Source organism: Bacillus sp. MYb78 (genome assembly GCF_002975115.1).
GTDB lineage: Bacteria > Bacillota > Bacilli > Bacillales > Bacillaceae_G > Bacillus_A > Bacillus_A cereus.
This window is the reverse complement of sequence record NZ_PCOB01000017.1, coordinates 40,536-61,997: the sequence shown is the minus strand read 5'-3', so window position 1 is coordinate 61,997 and position 21,462 is coordinate 40,536. Positions and strand designations below refer to the sequence as shown.

Sequence of the window (21,462 nt, the reverse complement as noted above, 5' to 3'; positions counted from 1 at the left end):
TTTTACACCCTCTTCTTTGTTAATTTAAGTAATACTTTGCTTAAGCTTTCTTCCGTAAGATCCTCTGCATCAGCAAAATCTGATACCGTAAAAGCAGACTCTGTTGTTGGTTTATTTATAAGTTGACGGAGATGCCTTAACATACCATCTGCTATCACTTGAATTTTTAATTTAGAAAACTGTTCCCTACTATACATCCAAATAAAATGTAACTTTTCATCTTTCACCATTCCGATAACTTCAATTAGATGAGATGGTTTGGAATCTGGAGCATGATCTAAAAATGTAAACCCTGCCTCTTGCACAAACAAAGATTCCTTTGAAAACACCTGATCAAATTGGCCCAGATAGTTAAAGCTTATCGAAGGCTTTTGCTGATAAAACGGAAGTATTTCTTTATTCAAGTAACGTAAAATACCATAGTCAACTCCGCGATTTGGAATTCGACGTAATTGTTCTTTGACAGCCTTTAACCCTTCAATAGGTGTCTGAGTTCCTTGAAAATTGAGATGAACGGGATAAATACTCGTGAACCAGCCCACTGTCCTTGATAAATCAATACCTTCAATCATCTCTTCTCTTCCGTGTCCTTCTAGATGAATAGAAACGGTTTGCTGATTTATACAATCAACGATAGCTTGTCCTAATGCCGTTAATAGTACCTCATCAATCCTTGTCTTATGAGTGACTAGAACTTCGTGTAACAATGTTTGTGTTTCTTCTATTCCTAAAGTCCTCGTCACTTGATCAATCGATTCTTCTGTTGTTTCTTGTATTGGATAGTCCATTGGAATTTTCATCGTTTCTTTTTCTACTTGTTCATTCCAATAATTTTGTACTTCTTTTGAAATACCCGAATCACTGTATGTCTGGAGTCGTTCAGACCACTCTTTAAAAGATGTACTTTTCGCAGGTAAGCGAACTTCTTGACCTTGTTTCATCTGGTTATATACCACCTGTAAATCTTCCAATAGAATCCTCCATGACACTCCATCTATTACTAAATGATGAATCACCCAGAATATTCGATCATTTCCAGTCAAGTTATCTTCAAAGTACACTACTCTCATTAACGGACCAGTAACTAAATTGAAACTAGCTTGATTAATGTTCATCTCTTCTTGTATTATTTTATTCCACTCTTTTTCATTAACTTGATTACGTTTTACAACATGGAGTACTGACAGCTCATCAGTCCCTTCATTTCTCTGCCTCCACGTTCCGTTTGGTAACTGTTCGTACCGGAAACGTAAAGCATCATGATGTTTCAGTAAATTTAATATCGCTCCCTCTAGTAATTTCACATTCAATCTTTCTTTTACTCTTAAAAGCATTGATTGATTCCAATGCTCTGTATGTGGATGTTCTTGCTCGAAGAACCAGCACTGAATTGGAGTAAGAGGCACATCACCTATCACAATTCCCTGCTCCGCTTGTACTCCCTGCGTTTCTATAGCCACTTGTGCCAGCTCAGCGATAGTTGGGCATTCAAACATTTGCTTTGGAGTAAGTTTTAACCCCACTTGACTTGCTTGAGATATGATTTGAATACTGAGAATCGAGTCGCCACCAATTTCAAAGAAATTATCATAGATTCCCACCTTTTTAACACCTAATACTCGCTTCCAAATGGTAGTCAGTATCTGTTCGTTACTATTCCGAGGGCCAACACATTCACTATTAATCTGCTTTTCCTCTGGCATAGGTAAGGCCTCTCGATCAACTTTACCGTTAGCTGTAAGTGGAATAGCTTCCATCGCCACAAATCCCGAAGGAACCATATAACTTGGTAGTTTCGCTTTAAGATACTCTCTCCACGCATCTACATTTCCATCTCCTACAACATATGCTACTAATCTTTTATCGCCCGGCTGATCTTCTCTTACAATTACAACTGCCTCTGTTACAGATGCATATGTATTTAAAGTAGACTCAATTTCCCCAATCTCAATTCTGAAACCACGTATTTTAACCTGATGATCAATTCTTCCACGATAATCTAGATTCCCATCTGGCAAATACCTAGCTAAGTCTCCTGTCCGGTATAATCTTTCTTTCGAATTACTACTAAATGGATGAGATATAAAACGCTCTGCTGTTAATTCAGGTCTATTTAAATATCCACGTGCCAATCCTGCTCCACCAATATAAAGTTCACCATCAACACCTATAGGAACAGGTTGTTGATAAGCGTCTAGTATATACACTTCTAAATCGGGAATCCGCTTTCCAATATTACTTCTTGAAGCATGCTGCACATCATCTAGAGTAATTGGATAATATGTAACATGAACTGTAGTTTCTGTAATTCCATACATATTAATTAACTGTGGTTTTTTCTCTCCATACCTTTGAAACCACGGTAACAAGCTAATAGGTTCTAACGCTTCTCCGCCAAATATTACGTAACGCAGCTGCAAATTTTTATTCTTATCTTCTTGTTCACACACTCGTATTAATTGTCGAAATGCGGAAGGTGTCTGATTTAGAACTGTGACTTCTTCCTCCACCAATAATTGATAAAAATCCTTAGGTGATCGACTAATCCAGTACGGAACAACAACTAATTTTCCACCATATAATAACGCTCCCCAAATTTCCCATACTGAGAAATCAAATGCATACGAATGAAAAAGCGTCCAAGTATCTTTTTCATTAAACTGATACCAACAATCCGTCGATTTAAATAGCCGAATAACATTGTGATGCTCTATCATAACGCCCTTTGGATTTCCCGTTGATCCCGAAGTATAGATTACATATGCCAGATTTTGGGGACCGACACTAGAAACCGGAAAAGACTTACTTTCTTTCCCAATCTCATCTTGATCACGATCCAGGCAAATCGACTCAACATTTTCTGGTAACCAGTTCAATTTTTTTAAACTTTCTTGCGTTACGAATAACTGAATGCTAGCATCTTCTAAAATATATTGAAGTCGTTGCTCTGGATATGTTGGATCAAGTGGGACATAAGCCCCACCAGCCTTCAAAATCCCTAAAATACCTACAATCATCTCGTGGGAACGTTCAACGCACAGTCCAACTAAAGTATCAGGTCCTACTCCCTTTTTCTGCAGATAATGAGCTAACTGGTTTGCACGTTCATTAAGCTCCTTATAAGTAATTTTTTCTTTTTCATACGTAACTGCAATAGAATTTGGATAAATCATCGCTTGCCGTTCGAACATTTCATGAATAGTTACTTGAGGTGGGACATCCAGTTTAGGATTGTTGAACTCAACTAAACTTTTTCTTTTATCTTCCTCAGAAATGATTTCTATTTCAGCCACCTTCTGCTTTGGGTTTTCAAAAATATTTCCCAGTATCACTAGCATAACGTTAAAGAATCGTTCTATCTCTTCCTTAGAAAATAGCTCCTCACGATAATCAATATGTACATGTAAAGAGTCTATATCAATTAGATTTTCAATATGCACTGCAAAATCTTGTACTTCTTCACGGTTTGGAATCCATAGTGAGTCACCACTTTCATCACGATCCCTATAATCAATCGTAGTTCCGAAAAGTCTCACATTACTGTTATTCTCTTTATTAATCTGCTTTAATAACAAATCAAATGGATATTTCTGGTGTCTTAATGATTTACTTTGTTTTCTGGACACTCTACTAATAAATGAAAGTACTTCTTCTTCTGGATCAATATCCATTCTTAAAGGAACTGTACTCACCATCATTCCAATCAATTTTCGTTCCATTTTAGTCATACGGTTGCCGTAAGCCATTCCTAAACCAATATCAAGCGATGAGGTCCACCGATACATGGACAACGAGAAAGCAGCAACAAAAAGAGTATATAAACTAATTTTGTAATCTTCAGAAAATTTTTCTATCTTTCTCTTCAAATGTTCCGTTAATATAAACGTCTCACGTGATGCTTTGGTACTAACTTGGTACGTATTATAAGGCTTCAATCCAGTCACAGATGGCAGTGTTTTAAATTCCTCTAACCAAAATTTTTGATCTTTTTGAAAGCGACTACTATTCAAGTATGTTTGTTCGTTGGTCAGAAATTGAACATATGAATTTTTAATTTCACCCTCCTCATTCTCGTTATGCATATCATAATAATATTTTGCAATCTGCTCAGTAAATATTTGAATTGATAAACCATCCATAATAATATGATGAACATTTCCAAAGACTGCACATTCATTATCGTTTAATTTTATTAAAGCGAAATAGTATAAATTTGAATTAAATAATGTAAACGTTTCTTTTGTTTTCTGCTCAATCCATTCCTCAAGCAAATTTATATTCTCCACATTACTGAAATCAAAAAACTCAAATTCTTGTTCTTCATGTTTAGTAAAATATTGTTTCGGTTCCTGATGCCCATTTTCTTTTAACCTAATGCACAGACCGTCATTTTCACTGATAACGCGATTCACAACTTGGTTTAATTTTGAATAATTCATTTTTCGATGAAGTTTAAATAAAAATCTTAAATTACATATTCCTTTATCAGAATGAACGACTTCTGTATACCATATTCTTCGCTGCGGATGGCTTAATGGATAGCATTCCTCATTGGTCATAAAAATCTTCCCTTCAAAAATTATTTGCTCTTATAGGTTCGTGTTTATGTTTAGCCCATAAATATTTCTGCAGTGAAACTCCAATTACTCCAATAATAACAAGCCCAATCCCTCCATAAACATAGAGTTGAGTTACTCCAAACAAATGCACTAATGGACCACTCATAGCAGGAGAAATAATTAGAACTGCGTTTGTTAAACTGCTTTGTATACCAAATACTCTTCCTACTTGATCTTGATCGGATTCTATTTGTAAAATGACTTGATTAGATACAAGCATCAGCCCACTTCCGATACCAGCGATAAAACTAATTAAATAGGCTAAAACGAAGACCGTACCGGGCGTTATCAAACCAATCCCCCCAAAACCAATTCCCATTAAAACCATACCTCCACATACTACCCAGCCATATTGAAATTGTTTTAATTTCTGAGTTAGTAATGCACCAAGTATTCCGCCAAGACCAATAATAGAAATGATATATCCCATTTTACTTTTATCATGTGGGAATAAGCTCTTAAATAAAGTTGGGAATTGTGAGTCTACTAATTGTAATACTGCCATGGCTATTGTAACGAAAATCATGGTTGATAATATTATCCGATTAGATAACACATAACCCCACCCTTGTACCCAAGCGGTCCAAGTACTTTGTTTTTGCTTTTCAACAAATTCTTTCGATATAGTTTCTTTAAATTTTATTGTGGGTATCAGAACCAAGGTAGCTAATAAACAACTTATAGCTCTTATAATGAGGCAGAACTCTGGTTGAAACCAGCTCAGCAACATGCCCCCTATAAGTGGGCCTACTATCTTTGTACCCTGCTCTACTATTCCGTTGATACTTACTGCTTTAGTAAGCAAGTCCGGGGATACAATCTGTCTTGTTAGTGTTTGCTGTGCAGGATAATAGAAAACAATAAAAATGGAACGAATCATTAATGCCACTAAGAGCCAGTGGATATCTTGTACAAATAAAAGAGCAATTGTTATTAGACCAACCATTAGGTTACAGAACATCATAATTGGAATTTTTCTAAAACGATCCGCAATAACACCTGCCCATGAGCCAAAAATAATTCCAGGAAGTGCATATGCAACAGGGATCAACCCAATCATAGTAGGATCTACTTCCCATTCAAACCCAACTATAGTCATAATCGCTAACATATCAATAAAAACACCAAGCATAAGCAATGAATAGGCAGAGAAAACTTGTAAATAAACCCTATTTCCTAATAGGCCTTTTGAATCGGTAGTTTTCATAAAAGCAAGCTCCTTAAGTTACTAATATAAACGCTTTTGCGTATAAGGTACCCCTTTATTAAACCTAATTAATTATTATTAACATCTCACCTAGAATTTAACTTCGTCAAAACTCAAACCAGCCTTATTTTTCATATATTTAAAATAGTCAGACAAACAAAAGCGTACCTATTTCTTCATTTTTATATCAACTGTTACAAAATATATCTTTACCTTACACTAATAACAGCTAAACGTTGCCTTAATATAACCCTTTACAGTCGTTTACACATTCAATTCACATCCTTTTTAAAGTTGGCTTTTTTCTATCTCAAATACTATCACACAAATATTTCACCTACTATATTCATAAAGTTGAAATATTCGAATCAGAAAATTCCGATAAAAAACAAAATCCAAAAATCATACCAAAAAATTATTTAGTTATATTGTCATTTTATAGATGGCTTTAGCCATAAGGATATTAAGAATTAAGTTTTTTAATTTTATTAACATAATAGTTTAAAGAGACTATAAATCCTACTAAACAAAAAGATAAATATACAATAAAGTATATTTATCTTTTCTTATCCTACATATTTTCTATGCAAATTAATTCCAATAACTAAAATTGATAATAAAAATATAATACTACCAATTACTAATGCACTCATAACAGAATTGAATAATATAGTATTAATACTTCTGCACCTACTACCTATTTTATTTATTGGATATTTATACTTCAAAAAAATTACACATTATTCACAATTAGGATACATACCCAAAATATGATTTGAATATGTTATTATATTTTAATATAATATAAAATCAGTTTTTCTATAAGAGAACTTAATTTTTATGTAGTACGAAATTGTTAGTAATACAGTATATATTTTAATTTAGTTATAAAAATGTTTAAAGACCACCTATTTCCATAAGTGATCTTTCTTTGTGATTCTACATTTATGAACTACTGTAGAAATATATCGTAGATACGCTTTGTTTGCTAAATGTTTAGTTCTTTCCATTTACTAAAAAATATAAATTCATACACTTAATATCATATTCTTTAAATTGCAAACTATTATTTTATCTTCTGTACAGGCAAACTACTAAAAATTAATTCAGCAACTTTTACATATCCTTTTGAGTTTGGATGAATTAAATCCTTAGACCAAAGCGTATTATCATTAACTAAATGATGATTCCAAAAATCAACATGATGAAGCTTATACTCTCTGCTCAGTGAATGTATAACTTCATTTGCCTCTAATAATTGTTCTTTTATTACTTGTTTTTTTTCAGAAGCAAAAGGAAGCCTAACTGTAAAATCTGGAAGGTTTGCTATAATAATATCAGCCCCTGCTTTACTTAATGTATCTATCATAAATTCCATATCGTTCTTATATGCATCGTGATTCCAACGTCCTTTTAAAACATCGTTTGCCCCTGCAATGAGACTAACCAAATCTGGATTAAAAGTTAGCGCTTTTTCCAATTGCTGCGAGCGAATTTCTTTAGTTACTAACCCACGCTTTGCAAAATTGGCATATTCTATATCGTTTTCACACAGTTGAACAAAATGATCTACCCAGCTTTTTAATGCAATTCCCTCAACTTCATCCCCTATCCCCTCTGTAAAACTATCGCCAATTGCTACAAATCGCTTCCACATATGTATTCCCCCTTTATTATTAACCATATCTATACTATACAATAGCTCACACCGTAATTGTTATTTCTAAGTGGTTTTCGATTTCAATTATATTCCACTTTACTATATTTATATTTAGAATCCAAAATTGACCGATTCCTAAGTATACTTAAGAATCGGTCATATTCATATATTTACTAAAGAGATAAAATCTATCTAGAAATTATACTTTTTTCAAAAAATTTATTGTTCTTTGTTTTGCCCAGTTGATACATTTCTTTTCGATTAAATGATATGAAACTATAGAAAAAAGTAGTGTCATTGCAATGCACAAAGTAAGAAGGAAAAAGATAGGTATCTTTGTATACAATAGTTTAAATAGTACCATCATGATTGGAAAATGACACAAATAGATACTGTATGAAATTTCTCCTAAATATACAAATACACTCTTATTTAGAAATGCTTTTACTTTTAGGTTACTCATAGCCATTATAATAAATATACTAACCCCCATTACGACACCCCAATCTTTTAATAAGAAAGTTGTATCATTACGGGAAAAACCATAAATTAAAATGGAATATAAATATAGAATAACCCCTAATGCAATAAGAAATCCTTTTTTAAATTTTTTCATATTCCTATATGAGTAGATAAGTTTTTCCTGATACTTAAAAAGTAACATTCCAACAATAAACATAGATGTAAAATGCAGTGTATCAGCATAACCATTATAAAATCCTTCAGCTTTCCCAATATGCAACATATTAAGAACAACACTAATTAATGAAAAGCTCAAAGCAAATAGTATCGTTTTCTTCCAATTCAGTTTATAAAAAAGAAGGAATAACAAAGGAAACACAATAGATATACGCATTTCTTGAGCCAATGACCAAATAACTGGATTATAATTTTCCGTAAAAAAGTTATTAAGAAGCACAAAGTGGTTTAGAATATCTAATTTTGTTATAGACCCTTGCCACCTATCATAGAACCAATCCCGTAATCCTACCACTTCATACGACGAAAATAAAATAAATAAAACAAAGGTAACGATTATCCAAAAATAATAAGGAATATAGATTCTTACAAATCTCTTAATTAAATATCCCCAATAATTTGTTTTTGAATGATAAAGTGCCATAGATAACACAAAACCACTTAGTACATAAAAAACGATAACAGCTTCCCCACCCGCCCATAAAAACCTAAGCGGGGAAAATTTAATAGAATTAGGCAACGATGGTAGCATTAAACAAAAATGTCCAAATACCACAGTAAGTGCCGCTAACCCTCGTATGGAATCTAATTCTTTTATTCTGTTACTCATAAAATGTTCTCCTTGTAAATTGTAAATTTTGCTGTTCATAAAGGCCACTATAAGAATGTAGTGGGAGAATTGTACATATTCTTTCTTTAAATTCCTAATATAAGCAGTACAAAGTTAATTTGACCTCCATTTCTTTATATACATAATTTAAAACAAAATATTTAATACAAAGAAAAGATTTTATTAAATTTTTATAAAGTGAAACATTTAGTTGTATCCTATAAAATTAGCTTTTTACTATATCAATCGCACTATCCCACATACTACTAAAAATAGATCCTGTTTTACGTATAAAACGTGTAAACCAATTTGCTTGTTCCACATTAGATTTTGTTACAAGGTCTATTTGTAATGATTTACCTGATAAAAACCCAGGATCTGTATTATCTTTAGGCGAGATAATCATTTTACTAATTGTTACACCTTTTTTAATAGGCACTTCTTGTTTTTTATTCAATACTTTAAATTCTTTTTTATAAATGTCTTTATTGCCCTTCGGCATTGGAAGTGAAACAGCTTGCTTCGTTTGAACTACTACATCTGTGTCTTTTGCATTTGCTACTCGCACTGTTTCATGCCCTTTTACTACTGAATCTTTTCTGTAGACATTCTTCACTTCAAAATTCGCAAATCCATAATCGTATAATTTCTTTGTTTCATCAAAACGTGCCGTATGAGATTTTGCTTTTATCACTACAGAAATTAGGCGCATACCATTTCTTTCTACTGTACCAGTGAAACAATCTCCCGCTTCTGGAGTCGTTCCTGTTTTCAAACCATCTACACCTTCATATTGCTTAATTAAACCTTTTAACATCCAGTTAAAGTTCGCCATATCAATTGGATATTTACCACCCTCTTGGAATGTTTTTTTAGGAATTTTTGCTGTATCTAATATTTTAGGAAAATCTTGAATAAGACGTTGCGCTAAAATTGCACAATCTCTTGCAGACATTTTATTTTTCTCGTCTAGAGTTGTCCCTTCTGGATGATATCCTTTTAAATCGTTATTTGTTAAGCCCGTAGAGTTTACAAATTTATAATCTTTCATTCCAAACTCTTTCGACTTATCGTTCATCATTTTTACAAAGTTGACTTCTTTACTAGCAATCTCTTCAACTAAAGCAATTGTTGCACCATTTGCAGAGTAAATTGCCATTGCCTCATATAACTCTTTTACCGTATAAGAGCCACCATTTTCTAATGGAACGTTTGATAATGAGCGATCTTGCGAAATCTTATGTGCATATTCAGAGATTTTAACTTTTTGATCCCATTTAAGTTTTCCTTTATCCACCGCTTCATGAACTAAGTATTCGCTCATCATTTTTGTCATACTAGCAATTGCCAATGATTCATCTGCATTTTTTTTATATAAAATTTTTCCGGAATTTGCTTCTATTAAAATTGCTGATCCCGCTTCAACGTCTATAGCAGAAACTGTTTCCGCTGCTGCTCTTCCAAATGTAACGAACATGCTAAAAAATAGTGTAAGCACTGTTACTATTGCAATAAATCTCTTGCAAAACATACCTTTCACTTCTGTTACCTCCAATATCTTTGTACTCAAAAAAAGCGTTATTCTAACATAATCTCAAAAAAATAGACAGTGTTCTCAAATTATATATACATATTAGACGTTAGGATCGCTTTCATATAGACCATCTCATCCGACACTTTTAGGTGCCCTAATACTTTGTATTCCCACACATATCACTATTTTTAATCCCCTTATATTTTTCAAAATGATTCGCACTTTCATATTTTTTAGGATTACAATTAATAGACAATCTAAATAATACATTTGTTCCACATGTACAAAAAATAAAGTGAAACTTTAATCAGTTGGGGTCTTACTGCCCGTTAATGCTTTATTAGCTATCAAGGATTTTAATTACTCAATTCAGCTATTTGCTAGACTTATATTAGAGATGAATTTTCTTTAGTCTAAACTATTAGTTTTTTGTAATAAAAAAACTACACCCTATACTGGATGTAGTTTTTCTAACTGATTTATTTATTTTTCACTTCATTTTTATAAAAAGCAAATAATGGTTCGATGGATGGACTAGATAACAGCGGAATTGCCTTCTCAATCAATTTCCTATCCCAATCAAACCAACGCATTTCCATTAACATGTTTATTTCTGTATCAGTGAATCGTTTCTTTATTTCCTTAGCAGGATTTCCACCAACTATTGTATACGGCGGAACATCTTTACTTACGACAGATCCTGCAGCAACAATTGCCCCTTCACCAATAGTAACGCCAGGCATTATTATAGCATTCATTCCAATCCAAGCATCACTTTTTATGACTGTATCACCCTTAGGTTCATATGATTGTTCAATTTGCTCAGCGAATGGATATACTGTAATCCATTCTGAGTGATGATTATGGTTACCACCCATTAAAATGACTACTCCACTTGCAATGCAAACATAATTCCCAATAATGAGTTTATCAAGATGCCATCCCATCTGTTCAATTGGATTGAAAAGTGCTTGAGACTTAGCATCCCCCCACAAATACCTTACACAGCCATCTTCAAAATTTTGATGACTATAATAGCCTGAATAATAGGAGTACTCTCCCACTTCAATGAGTGGATTTGTTACTATATCTTTTATATACTTTGTTTCTGACCAATGATTAAATAATGGATACTTCATAACTTTATTCCTCGCTTCTAAGTATTATATATTTTGCTATTTACTTAGAAGCTTACTACGACAGCTACATTTTTTAGCTTTCTCAAACGACGAATCATTATCTTCAAGCCTTTCTTTTATACTAAAAAAAGCATAACGCAATACATTACACTAGTCAAATTGTGTAATTTTGAACACATCTTAAACAGCGTAATACTGCAATAAGAACATGAAAACACTCAAACTTTGATCCAAATAATATATTGATTACATTCAGTTTATATTTTGTAAAAAAATTTTAATTGCCATGACAAAGCAAACAATAACCACTATTGGTCGTATTAATGCCGTCCCTTTTGTAAGCACCATCTTCGCCCCAATATATGATCCTATAATTTGACCAAGCATCATAATCAATCCAATTGTCCAATCGATTTGGCCAAAAATAATAAAATACAACAAAGCAGCGAAATTACTTGTAAAATTCAAAATCTTAGCATTTGCAGTTGCCCGTGTAGCACTATATCCACATAAGAGAATGAACGCTAAAGCAATTAAACTACCTGTTCCTGGGCCAAAGAAACCATCATAAAATCCAAGGAATGGAGCCACTGTTAACGCAAACAACAACATACTTATTTTTCTCGGTCGATCTTCGTTTGCTATATTTGGAGATAATAGAAAATAAAGACCAATAATAATAAGTAAAAAAGGTAATATCATGATTAGATATTCTGCCCGTATCTGTAAAACAAGCCATCCACCGAAAACGGATCCCAAAAAGGTCATTAAGATGGACAAACGCATATCTTTGAGATTAATTTCTTTCTTCTTAATAAAAATCATTGTTGCCATGAGGGTTCCGCTACTCCCTTGTAGTTTATTAGTTGCTATCGCTACAGAAGGAGACATACCTACTAATAACATTATCGGGATAGTTATCATACCACCGCCCCCAGCAATTGTATCTATCCATCCTGCTAATACAGCTACTAAAAATAGTAGTATGAGTAATTCAATAGTAAAATCCATACAAAGAATAGGGGCAGGCTTGAGCTATTATAACCCAAACCTCCCCATCGCCCCTCCTCTCTTTAAACTAGTTAATGATATCTGTAAAGTAACTTTCTTTCTGATCACGTAATCGGCTGGAAACGTACTGCCTGCAAACAATTCTTCTTCCGTACTTATTATCTCCAATCGGGATTTTATATTCTTCCTCAGATAACCTTTCCCTACCATGAGTTACATTTGTTTGTTTACCATAGTATGAATTTGGGATAATTAATAAATCTTCAGATGTAAGTGGAACCTTATAAGTGGGCGTTGTTCGTAAGAGTTCTAAAAATATGTCAAATTTCAATTTTTCTTCTTCACTTTCTCCCACATAAATCAATCTATTTTCTGCTCCATTCAAACAAGTTGCAATAATATCACCATTATCATCCAAAAATATAATTTGGTTTATTTCCCCTACAAATCCAGATATTTCACCATCCGCCATTCCTGCGATATGAGCAATAGGCATTTTACTTATCGCCAATATATCATCTTTACTGAAGTGATTTTCTTCAAGATGCTTTTGAAGTAATTTTGGCGTTCCAATATGAGTTTGAGTTTTTAAATTTAACACTCCTTTTAATAAAAGAGCATCAACTCTAGTAAATTTTCCACAAGTAATTTCAGACACTATTCGTTCCACGGATTTATTAAGTCTATTTGATACAATTTCTAAATTCGTATTGAATGTTTTCAATCTTGCTTCAATATCTGATTGGTCTTTCATATCTGTATACACTGTAGCATCGTTATGTTGATAAAAGTTCCCACCACCGGTGCTTGCACCGACATTTCGCAAAACTTCATCGTTGTTCAAAGGGGAAATGAGGTGAAATCTATTTTTCCCTGCATGTTCGGATGGGTGAATTAAAGCATCATAATTAAAAAGTGTGGCGAAAAGCCATGTGACCCATTCTGCATAAAAATATTTTTTCATTCTATCGTCTTCGTCTTCACCATAATTAAAACCTTTGCGATTCTCCCCAGGTAATAGTGTTTCCATAGGATCACATGGAATATTTTTAATAAGAGTAGGTGGTACGTTCCCACCACAATTCGCTACTTTTATCATATGTAGTAGTTTTTTCATGTCTGAATTCGAAGTTTTCTTTAAATAATCAATCAAACAATTAAGCCACTCTCTTGAAAAGCTTGCAGCTATTTCTTGATCACAAGTATAAGGATTATGAGTTTTTAATTCATGGTCTATTAGATTCTTCATTTTATCCTTCAATACATTAGGAATGCTAATTTCTTCGATTTCTGTAATCTGCAGTGTTCCTTTATTCATTATAAAACCTCCGTTGTTTTATTTTTTCACACCATATCTTCTATTAAATGACTACCTACTTCTTTTTTGCTCCTTTGCTTTTCTTCAAAGCTATTAGAACTACCAATTTACAGATAAAAAACGTGGAGTATAAGAGATTTCTTCTTAGTCACATTTCCCCCACGAATCTCCGTTAAATTGGCAAATTTAATTTGAAAATCTGATTCATTTTCATACTTTACTTTCAAACTATGTTTATATGATTTTCAATTCAAGTAAGAGTATTTCATTTTCTAAAGTTTTCTTGAGTTTAAAATCAGAATTTTCAAGATAAATATATTGACACTAAAAATATAACACGAAACCAAAAAATGTAAATAAATAGTTTTTTCATAAAAAATAGTCAGACTATTTATAAGGTAATTCGTATTTCATTGAACCAACTACGGCCTCTCAATTTTATTGATAACAATAAAAAGGTCCCCTAAATGGTGATAGAGGACCTTTTTCCAAGTATATTCTATTTTAAATTTCTTACTTACCTTTTATTTTAAAAGATATTGCTGTAACTTCTTTATTAACAGTTCCATCCCGTTTGGACTTACAATAATCTTCCCATTCGCTAACGAAATATTGCTGTCTGAAATATCCCCTGTAAGTGCACAAGCTCTTGGTGATTGATATTTTCGTAAAATAATCTGGTCCTCTTCTATAAACATTTCAAGAGAATCTTTTTCTACAATTCCTAAACTCCGTCTTATTTCCATTGGAATAACAATACGCCCCATGCTATCTGCTTTACGAGTAATTCCTCTTGATTTCATAAAATGCCACCCTTTATATTTATCTAATATTACGGTATTTATTTTAGCAATAAATAACAATTAGGAATAGTTCGTATTACAGCACTTTTTTTAGGAATAAATACCAATTAGGAATAACTTATGTTAGAATTATTTCTTGTTTATTCTTGATTTTTAATATATTTATCCCTGATCATTTTTATATATTGTTTTCTTTCTGTTAATTCAAATATAAATAATGCCTTTTTTATGTATGTTAAACCAACTTCATTAGAGTGCTGAACTTTTAATAAAATTGCACCTTTTTCAAAAAACAATTCACCTAATAAGTATAAAGTATTCATATTTATAGCTAATTTTATGCCTATTTCACTATACTTTATTGCTTCTTCATATTGATTTGCAAGGTGTAAACATTTTGTTAACGTATGAATGAGTCTTAATTTGATTTCTTTTTCTCTAGGGAATTCTATCTTATTAAAATTAATTAAACTTTGTTTTAATATATTTATGCTTTTCTCATAGTCTTCATTTTCTGCATGTATTATAGCAATTGAATTCATTATGCTTATTTCTTTTTCTGATAAAAAGTTACTACTACTTAAGGTTTGTTTTAGTGCTCTATTTAAAATGTCAAAAGCATTAATTGTTGCTCCATTTACATAATATATAGCAATCGCTTCATGCCATAATAGAAATTGTTTATCTTCTTTTGATTGGAAATTATTTTCGTTTTTCTCTTTTTTCACTATTTCGTAAAGCTCATTATATTCTTTTTGTTTCACACAATCTCTCATTACACATTTTACATTTTCAATATATTTTATTTTTTTGTTTTTCGTTAGCGCAAATATATAATTTGGGTCAATACCAAGTCTTTCAGATAATTGATACAACAATATGCTAGATGGATAAATAATACCTTTTTCTATCTTACTAATTTGGCTTTGTGAACATATTCCATGACATAATTCAGATTGTGACATGTTTTTTTTCTTTCTAAGTTCTTTAATAATAATACCAAGATTGTAGAATTCCATCTTTCCTCCCTCAAATGTAACACTTTATGAGTATAAGAATATTTTCCAACTTTTAATGTAATGTAAAATTAGTATAGTTACAATTACTATTTATATGGATTTATAGTTTTTTTGCAAACTTGAATGACAATACGAGAAATTATTAAAATATGGTTCACTAATAATCAATGGGAGTTTTATTCATCCCCACTGATTATTAGTCCACTCCAGGCAGGCTTTTTCAGGGAGTCCGACTTCTTTGCCACATCTAAATTTTGAGGTGGGAGTCTTACTACCCGCAAATAGCCAGATTAAAATAAATATGATTTTTCACCTTTATTTCTTTTAATAGTTTCTTTTGATTTTTATATAAATAATTTCGAAGGAGCGTATTTTATGAAAAGAATGTTGACCGAAAGAGAGTTAGAAGTGGCTATTTATGTAGCAAAAGGATTTACAGATGTAGAAATTTCAAAAAAAATATATGTTACCCCTCGAAGAATTTCAACGATAATTAATCATATTAAAGAAAAATGGCATATTAATTCTAGAGTGGAATTAGGTATTTTAGTTTATCATTATGGTTTTATAGATGCACCCTTATTTTCAAATAAAGAAAATCATTTATTCGAAAAGGTTGCACAATAATTGGCCAAGTATAATGTGTTCATTTACAAATAAAAACAGAAAAGTCGCTGAACTTTTATTATTTAAGGTAATTCTGAAGGTGATGGGCATGTATGGCTTGCTAAAAGAAAAAATATAGATTGTATTTAGATATTTTAGTAAGAATGATTGTACCAGAAACTTTTAAAACCCCGATAATAGAGGACTCTTTGGATGTTTTATTGAAGGGATTCGAACGACTTTTAAAAGGTAAAAACATACCTTTAGACAATGTTTCTTCTTCAACAGCAAGTATAGTTTTTAATGTAGAAAATCCATCCATTTTGATTAAGCTTTTTTCAAAAAGGGTGGGTTTCTTCAGTTTATAGGAAAGGTATACTTAACTTATAAAGTGAAACTTTAATCATTCGAGCTACCCGTTAATGCAGGATAAAAAATATAATAAAATAGGTAAAAATGCCATCGCATCTTTACCTATCCTATGGATAAACAGGTTCTCATAAGAAATAGAAAACTTCTCTAAACACTATAAATATATTATTTTAAATTAATTGGTTGTTGTTGAGTAATACAATGGATCATACCACCATTTTTATAAAGCTCTCTTACATCAATTCCCACAACTTTACGATCAGGATAAAGTTTTTGAATCATCTCATTTGCTATTTTATCATTAGGATCATTATAGTTAGGAACTAAGATAACTTGATTCGCTATATAATAATTAATATATGAACCTTTATAATCAAGCTGCTTCCCATTTTCTAATGTAACATTATTCTTGCTTAGCGGCAGATATACATACTTGTACTTATTCCCCTCAGCATCTTTTGCCTGCAACAACTTGTTAATATCTTTATCAGACGTTCCCCATTCAGCTAAATCTTTTTTGTTTAATGTTATAATAGTAGATTTATCGTGGAATTTTGCAAATCCATCAATATGAAAATCAGTAATATCTAAGTTAGGTACTCCATCTAACCAAATAAAATTTGTTACCCCAAGGTCACTAATATATTTTTCAATATCTTTTTCTGACAATTTTGCATTTCTATTTTTATTCGTTACAGCACTTCTAGTTAGTAAAGCAGTTCCATTACCATCTAATTCAAATGCGCCACCTTCAAGAACAAATTTATTCCAATCAATTCTTTCAATTCCTAACTGTTTACTAAGATTCTCACGAAGACGAGCATCTTTCTTATATGGTGTTTTCTTTCCCCATCCGTTAAATCCTGGGTCTAATATCTTTAGATTTTTGTCATTATCATAAACAAAAATTGGTCCAGTATCTCTCGCCCATACATCGTCAGTAGGTGCGATAAAGAAATCAATTTTCTCCATATTTACCCCGTGATCTATTAAAACCTCAGTAATTCTTTCTTTTTCTTCTTGATCATATGCAACAATATGAACTTTTTCGCCTTTACTTAAAGCATTTGTCATTTGAATCCAAATTGGCTCTACTTCTTGCTGATATTTTTGCCCATATGTAAATTCATGAGGCCATTGTAGCCATGTTCCTTCATGTTTGTTTTTTTCATCTGGCATTGTATACTTTCCTATTTGTTTTCGCACCTCTACTTTCTTCATATCTTTTCTTTGCGTTTTTTCAATTTCCTTCGCCTGAACTTTCTCAATCCCCTTCCCTAGAGCATAACCACTGAAAATAGATGTGGTTAGTATAGCACTCATACACAAATTCGTTATTTTTTTCATTTCTTAACCTCCTTTTCTGTCTTACTGTAAACCTTTACATAGTGTGAAGGTCAAGCTTTTCCGTTTTAATTATTTAAATATTTTAAATGTAAAGTGTAATTTGAATCGAACTTTATACAAAACAAGTAAGAATCAACTATTTCTACTATAATCATCATTTTTTCATAAAATCTTACACTCTTTTCTTTTGTTATCCTTTTTATACTATGTACTGTATTATTTTCGAAAATAATACAGTACATGAAATTTCATATTAAATACATATTCATTCATTTATTAATTTGTTTATTCAGTTTATATTTAACTATTCAAAAGCAGTTACAATTCTCTCTTTCATTTTCTGTAATACTTCACTGCTCAATACTTTTTGACCAGTAGGAAGTTTTAATATGGCAGCGGCACCTTTACTAAGGTATATTTCTTGATCATTATTTTGATTTACTACCAATATTCCTTGCCCTTCAAATTCGAAATAACTAATATCTTTTGTTTCATTTGTATTATTCTTTATTGCTGTATATAATCCATATAAATCTTTACTTCTATTTTCTCCGCCCGTTCGAATCGGTTCAATATCATTCGCAACAATTAGTCCTTCTGGCTGCTCACCCTTCATAATAAACCACAGCTTTTCATTTGTTGGTAATAGTAAATTCTTAAATTCAGAGCTATTTAAAATTTGCTGTGCTGGAATTGTTGCATAGATTGGTAACGAAAATGGAGATGTTGTTATTTTTTCAAAACTTAAATTTTCAGAAGAACTTCCCTTACTATATTGATAATCTTTTAATGCGATCGATTGTACTGATTCACTTTTATTTTTTGATGCATAACTAATTTTACTAGCGAAAATAATAACGGTCATTAAGCACATGCACGGTATCACAAGCTTAAGTAGTTTTCCCATTTATGAACCCCCGCTTTTAATATTATTAGTTTGCATGGATATTATAAACAGTTTCACTCCACCAAAAATTATTATTGTTATGGAACGTACTGAAATTATGATTATAATGATCACCATACCAAGGGTCCATGTACGTTATATAATCTGTTCCATTTGTCCCTTTATAAAATCCATCAAGTACTACAAAGTGTCCGATGTTAGCTCCATTTTGCCACATAATGAGTGCAATCATCGGCTGATTACTATTAATTTGACTTTTGAACCAATCATACGATTTTGCTCCAGAACTTATAGCTGAGCTAACACCATATCCCGATAATCCATATTGTATTTCACGTGAAGTTGCAGGATTATTATATGATCCACCCTTAACATACCTAACGTACTGATCTTGTGAAGGAGTTTTCCCAAAATAATTTAAAACTGAAACCGAAGTGCCTGCCCAACACCAATTTGATCTTTCTTGTAATATGTTAGGTACAGATAATTTACGATCTATTGATGTATTTGGAGGATTTCCATTAATATACGCTGACGTTACATATACTTTTTTTCCATCTTTAAAATAATAAAACCAACGATTATCTAAATTTCCTGTCCAGTAATCTTTAACCGCTTCACCATACTCCCATCCTTTAAAAGATACTGTTGTATTTCCGGGAATCACATCTACAATATTTGCATTCAAACTTTTTGCCTCTCTAACATTTACATTCAATGGAGCTGTTGTTCCTGTAAATTCAACTTCTTCTGCTATTATTTTCTGAACACCAATAAAACTAAATGTGAAGAACAATAAAAACATACAAACAATAAAATGCTTTCTTCCCTTCATTTCTCCACCCCTTCATCAGTACTAAAAAACATCAACAATTCATCCTTATTAATTGTTCAAGCTTAATATTACATACTAACGAAAAATGACTTCTCATAAAGTGAAACTTTGATCAGTAGTGGTTTTATTCATCCCCCACTGATTGTTAGTTAAACCAATCGGGCTGCTCTGCAAATAGCGGGATAAATTCCAATACAAAAAAGGAGCCTATAAATTTTTATAGGCTCCTTTTTATTTCGTCGTTATTACTTAGCTAATTCTTTTGTACCCTTCATTACATCAATGAAGAATCCCCAGTTATTCACTACAGAAGAGATACTGATATGTTCATCTGGAGTGTGGACGTTAAAAATGTCTGGTCCGAATGAAATTGCATCTAATTCAGGCATTTTTTGAACGAATGCGCTACACTCAATCCCCGCATGCACAGCGAAGATTTCAATTTCTTTATTGTATTTTTCTTGATGCACTTTTTCAAATAAATTACGAATTTGTGAGTTTGGATTGTATGGCCATTCTGGATACTCTGACTCTATTTCAAATGTAGCACCAACTAATTCAGCAATATATTTGATTTCTTCTGCAACATGTTGTTTTAAACTACTTACAGAACTTCGCACTTCGTTACGTAATTTAATTTCATCTTGCAACGTTTCAATAACGCCTAAATTTGTTGAGCTTTCTACAAGACCTTTAATATCCATGCTCATACTTTGAATGCCATTTGGAATTAAGAATAATGATGAAATAAGCTGCTTTTGTGTCTCTTTAGCAAATACTTTTTCAACTTTTTCATCCAATTTTGTCAGTGTAACATGAACATCTGGATCAACAGCACGCATTTCTTCTTGTAATACACGTGTCCATGATTCTAGTTTTTCTTCTACTTGTCCTACATCTTCTGTACGAATTAAAATTGTAGCTACACTTTCACGCGGAATTGCATTCGTTTTTAATCCGCCGTGAACTTCACTTATGTTAAACTCCGTATGTGCTGATAAATCACGTAATACTCGTCCTAATACTTTGTTCGCATTACCGCGTTGTTTATCAATTTCCATACCAGAATGTCCGCCTTTTAGACCACCAACATATAGACGGTATGCATCCATATTCGCTGGCGTTTCATCCCAAATTACGGGAATTGTTTCAACAGCTTTCGCACCACCTGCACTACTTACAAGTAATTTATGATCTTCTTCAGAATCAATATTTATAAATATCTTTCCTTCAAAATGATTTGGATCAATAGCAAAAGCCCCGCCCATTGTCGTTTCTTCTTCAGTAGTGATAACGACTTCAAGTGCTGGATGCGTAATTTCTTTTGAATCTAATAAAGCTAATGCATACGCAACTGCAATACCATTATCAGCACCTAAAGTTGTTTGATTTGCATATAACATATCCCCAATGATTCTTAATTCAATTGGATCTTTTTCAAAATCATGTACTGTTGCTTGATTTTTTTCGCAAACCATATCCATATGACCTTGAATAATAATAGCTGGTACATTTTCATAACCAGCTGTTGCTTCTTTTTTAATAATGACATTTAATGCTTCATCTTGAATGACTTCTAAGTTACGCTCTTTTGCAAAGCCCACTAAATAATCACTAATTTCCTTTTCATTACCTGATCCTCTAGGAATCTTTGAAATTTCTGCAAAATGATAAAATACAGGGTGCTTTGTTAATTGTTCTAAAGTAGAATACATGTTCAAGCTCCTCTCAAAATGAAAAAATAGTATGTAAGTCTTTTATCATTATACCATGATT

General features: G+C 32.1%; 15 protein-coding genes. 1 reads left to right on the top strand and 14 read right to left on the bottom strand.

The genetic code is table 11. The annotated features are described in order from the left end of the window. Positions 1–2: 2 nt before the first annotated feature. The 10 genes from CQ064_RS24845 to CQ064_RS24800 all read right to left on the bottom strand — a co-directional run bounded on the left by CQ064_RS24845 (position 3) and on the right by CQ064_RS24800 (position 15,619). On the bottom strand, positions 3–4,559 hold the full coding sequence (locus CQ064_RS24845; RefSeq protein WP_000180440.1) for a non-ribosomal peptide synthetase: 4,557 nt from the start codon (positions 4,557–4,559) through the stop codon (positions 3–5). Between the two features lie 13 nt (positions 4,560–4,572). Then, positions 4,573–5,826 carry an MFS transporter gene (locus tag CQ064_RS24840; protein ID WP_000858613.1) on the bottom strand — a complete coding sequence of 418 codons (1,254 nt, stop codon included), beginning with the start codon at positions 5,824–5,826 and terminating at the stop codon, positions 4,573–4,575. Positions 5,827–6,892: 1,066 nt separating this feature from the next. Continuing rightward, positions 6,893–7,483 carry an SGNH/GDSL hydrolase family protein gene (locus CQ064_RS24835; RefSeq protein WP_000265883.1) on the bottom strand — a complete coding sequence of 197 codons (591 nt, stop codon included), beginning with the start codon at positions 7,481–7,483 and terminating at the stop codon, positions 6,893–6,895. Positions 7,484–7,685: 202 nt separating this feature from the next. Then, entirely contained in the window at positions 7,686–8,834 is a 1,149-nt protein-coding gene (locus CQ064_RS24830) for an acyltransferase family protein (RefSeq protein WP_003270581.1), read from the bottom strand. A gap of 187 nt (positions 8,835–9,021) precedes the next feature. Continuing rightward, a complete protein-coding gene (locus tag CQ064_RS24825) occupies positions 9,022–10,335 on the bottom strand; it encodes a D-alanyl-D-alanine carboxypeptidase family protein (protein WP_000677654.1) in 1,314 nt (437 codons plus the stop codon). Between the two features lie 473 nt (positions 10,336–10,808). Continuing rightward, positions 10,809–11,468 carry a CatB-related O-acetyltransferase gene (locus CQ064_RS24820; protein ID WP_000876934.1) on the bottom strand — a complete coding sequence of 220 codons (660 nt, stop codon included), beginning with the start codon at positions 11,466–11,468 and terminating at the stop codon, positions 10,809–10,811. Between the two features lie 252 nt (positions 11,469–11,720). Continuing rightward, on the bottom strand, positions 11,721–12,479 hold the full coding sequence (locus CQ064_RS24815; RefSeq protein ID WP_000347983.1) for a TSUP family transporter: 759 nt from the start codon (positions 12,477–12,479) through the stop codon (positions 11,721–11,723). A gap of 67 nt (positions 12,480–12,546) precedes the next feature. Next, positions 12,547–13,797: a hypothetical protein gene (locus CQ064_RS24810; protein WP_001032615.1), complete on the bottom strand. Its 1,251-nt coding sequence runs from the start codon at positions 13,795–13,797 to the stop codon at positions 12,547–12,549. Between the two features lie 524 nt (positions 13,798–14,321). Further along, positions 14,322–14,600 carry an AbrB/MazE/SpoVT family DNA-binding domain-containing protein gene (locus tag CQ064_RS24805; protein WP_000842216.1) on the bottom strand — a complete coding sequence of 93 codons (279 nt, stop codon included), beginning with the start codon at positions 14,598–14,600 and terminating at the stop codon, positions 14,322–14,324. A 140-nt stretch (positions 14,601–14,740) separates the two neighbouring features. Then, positions 14,741–15,619, bottom strand: coding sequence for a helix-turn-helix domain-containing protein (locus CQ064_RS24800; RefSeq protein ID WP_000397973.1), 879 nt, complete (start codon positions 15,617–15,619; stop codon positions 14,741–14,743). A 375-nt stretch (positions 15,620–15,994) separates the two neighbouring features. Between CQ064_RS24800 and CQ064_RS24795 the strand changes: the two genes are divergently transcribed. Continuing rightward, positions 15,995–16,246 carry a response regulator transcription factor gene (locus CQ064_RS24795; RefSeq protein WP_000827555.1) on the top strand — a complete coding sequence of 84 codons (252 nt, stop codon included), beginning with the start codon at positions 15,995–15,997 and terminating at the stop codon, positions 16,244–16,246. Between the two features lie 516 nt (positions 16,247–16,762). On the opposite strand, the gene CQ064_RS24785 is transcribed toward CQ064_RS24795, so the two are convergent. The 4 genes from CQ064_RS24785 to pepD form a co-directional block, all read right to left on the bottom strand. Next, positions 16,763–17,944, bottom strand: a complete 1,182-nt coding sequence (locus tag CQ064_RS24785; protein WP_000724490.1) for an agmatine deiminase family protein — start codon at positions 17,942–17,944, stop codon at positions 16,763–16,765. Positions 17,945–18,248: 304 nt separating this feature from the next. Continuing rightward, complete coding sequence (locus tag CQ064_RS24780; protein ID WP_000517270.1) at positions 18,249–18,851, bottom strand: hypothetical protein; 603 nt, start codon at positions 18,849–18,851, stop codon at positions 18,249–18,251. A gap of 25 nt (positions 18,852–18,876) precedes the next feature. Then, a complete protein-coding gene (locus CQ064_RS24775; protein ID WP_000678371.1) occupies positions 18,877–19,686 on the bottom strand; it encodes a C39 family peptidase in 810 nt (269 codons plus the stop codon). Between the two features lie 245 nt (positions 19,687–19,931). Then, entirely contained in the window at positions 19,932–21,401 is a 1,470-nt protein-coding gene (pepD, locus tag CQ064_RS24770) for a beta-Ala-His dipeptidase (protein WP_000287547.1), read from the bottom strand. Between the last annotated feature and the right edge of the window lie 61 nt (positions 21,402–21,462).

Bases quoted from the DNA above. Each gene is read 5' to 3' on its own strand.
- CQ064_RS24845 (WP_000180440.1), bottom strand. From the start codon at position 4,559: ATGACCAATGAGGAATGCTATCCATTAAGCCATCCGCAGCGAAGAATA.
- CQ064_RS24840 (WP_000858613.1), bottom strand. From the start codon at position 5,826: ATGAAAACTACCGATTCAAAAGGCCTATTAGGAAATAGGGTTTATTTA.
- CQ064_RS24835 (WP_000265883.1), bottom strand. From the start codon at position 7,483: ATGTGGAAGCGATTTGTAGCAATTGGCGATAGTTTTACAGAGGGGATA.
- CQ064_RS24830 (WP_003270581.1), bottom strand. From the start codon at position 8,834: ATGAACAGCAAAATTTACAATTTACAAGGAGAACATTTTATGAGTAAC.
- CQ064_RS24820 (WP_000876934.1), bottom strand. From the start codon at position 11,468: ATGAAGTATCCATTATTTAATCATTGGTCAGAAACAAAGTATATAAAA.
- CQ064_RS24815 (WP_000347983.1), bottom strand. From the start codon at position 12,479: ATGGATTTTACTATTGAATTACTCATACTACTATTTTTAGTAGCTGTA.
- CQ064_RS24810 (WP_001032615.1), bottom strand. From the start codon at position 13,797: ATGAATAAAGGAACACTGCAGATTACAGAAATCGAAGAAATTAGCATT.
- CQ064_RS24805 (WP_000842216.1), bottom strand. From the start codon at position 14,600: ATGAAATCAAGAGGAATTACTCGTAAAGCAGATAGCATGGGGCGTATT.
- CQ064_RS24800 (WP_000397973.1), bottom strand. From the start codon at position 15,619: ATGGAATTCTACAATCTTGGTATTATTATTAAAGAACTTAGAAAGAAA.
- CQ064_RS24795 (WP_000827555.1), top strand. From the start codon at position 15,995: ATGAAAAGAATGTTGACCGAAAGAGAGTTAGAAGTGGCTATTTATGTA.
- CQ064_RS24785 (WP_000724490.1), bottom strand. From the start codon at position 17,944: ATGAAAAAAATAACGAATTTGTGTATGAGTGCTATACTAACCACATCT.
- CQ064_RS24780 (WP_000517270.1), bottom strand. From the start codon at position 18,851: ATGGGAAAACTACTTAAGCTTGTGATACCGTGCATGTGCTTAATGACC.
- CQ064_RS24775 (WP_000678371.1), bottom strand. From the start codon at position 19,686: ATGAAGGGAAGAAAGCATTTTATTGTTTGTATGTTTTTATTGTTCTTC.
- pepD (WP_000287547.1), bottom strand. From the start codon at position 21,401: ATGTATTCTACTTTAGAACAATTAACAAAGCACCCTGTATTTTATCAT.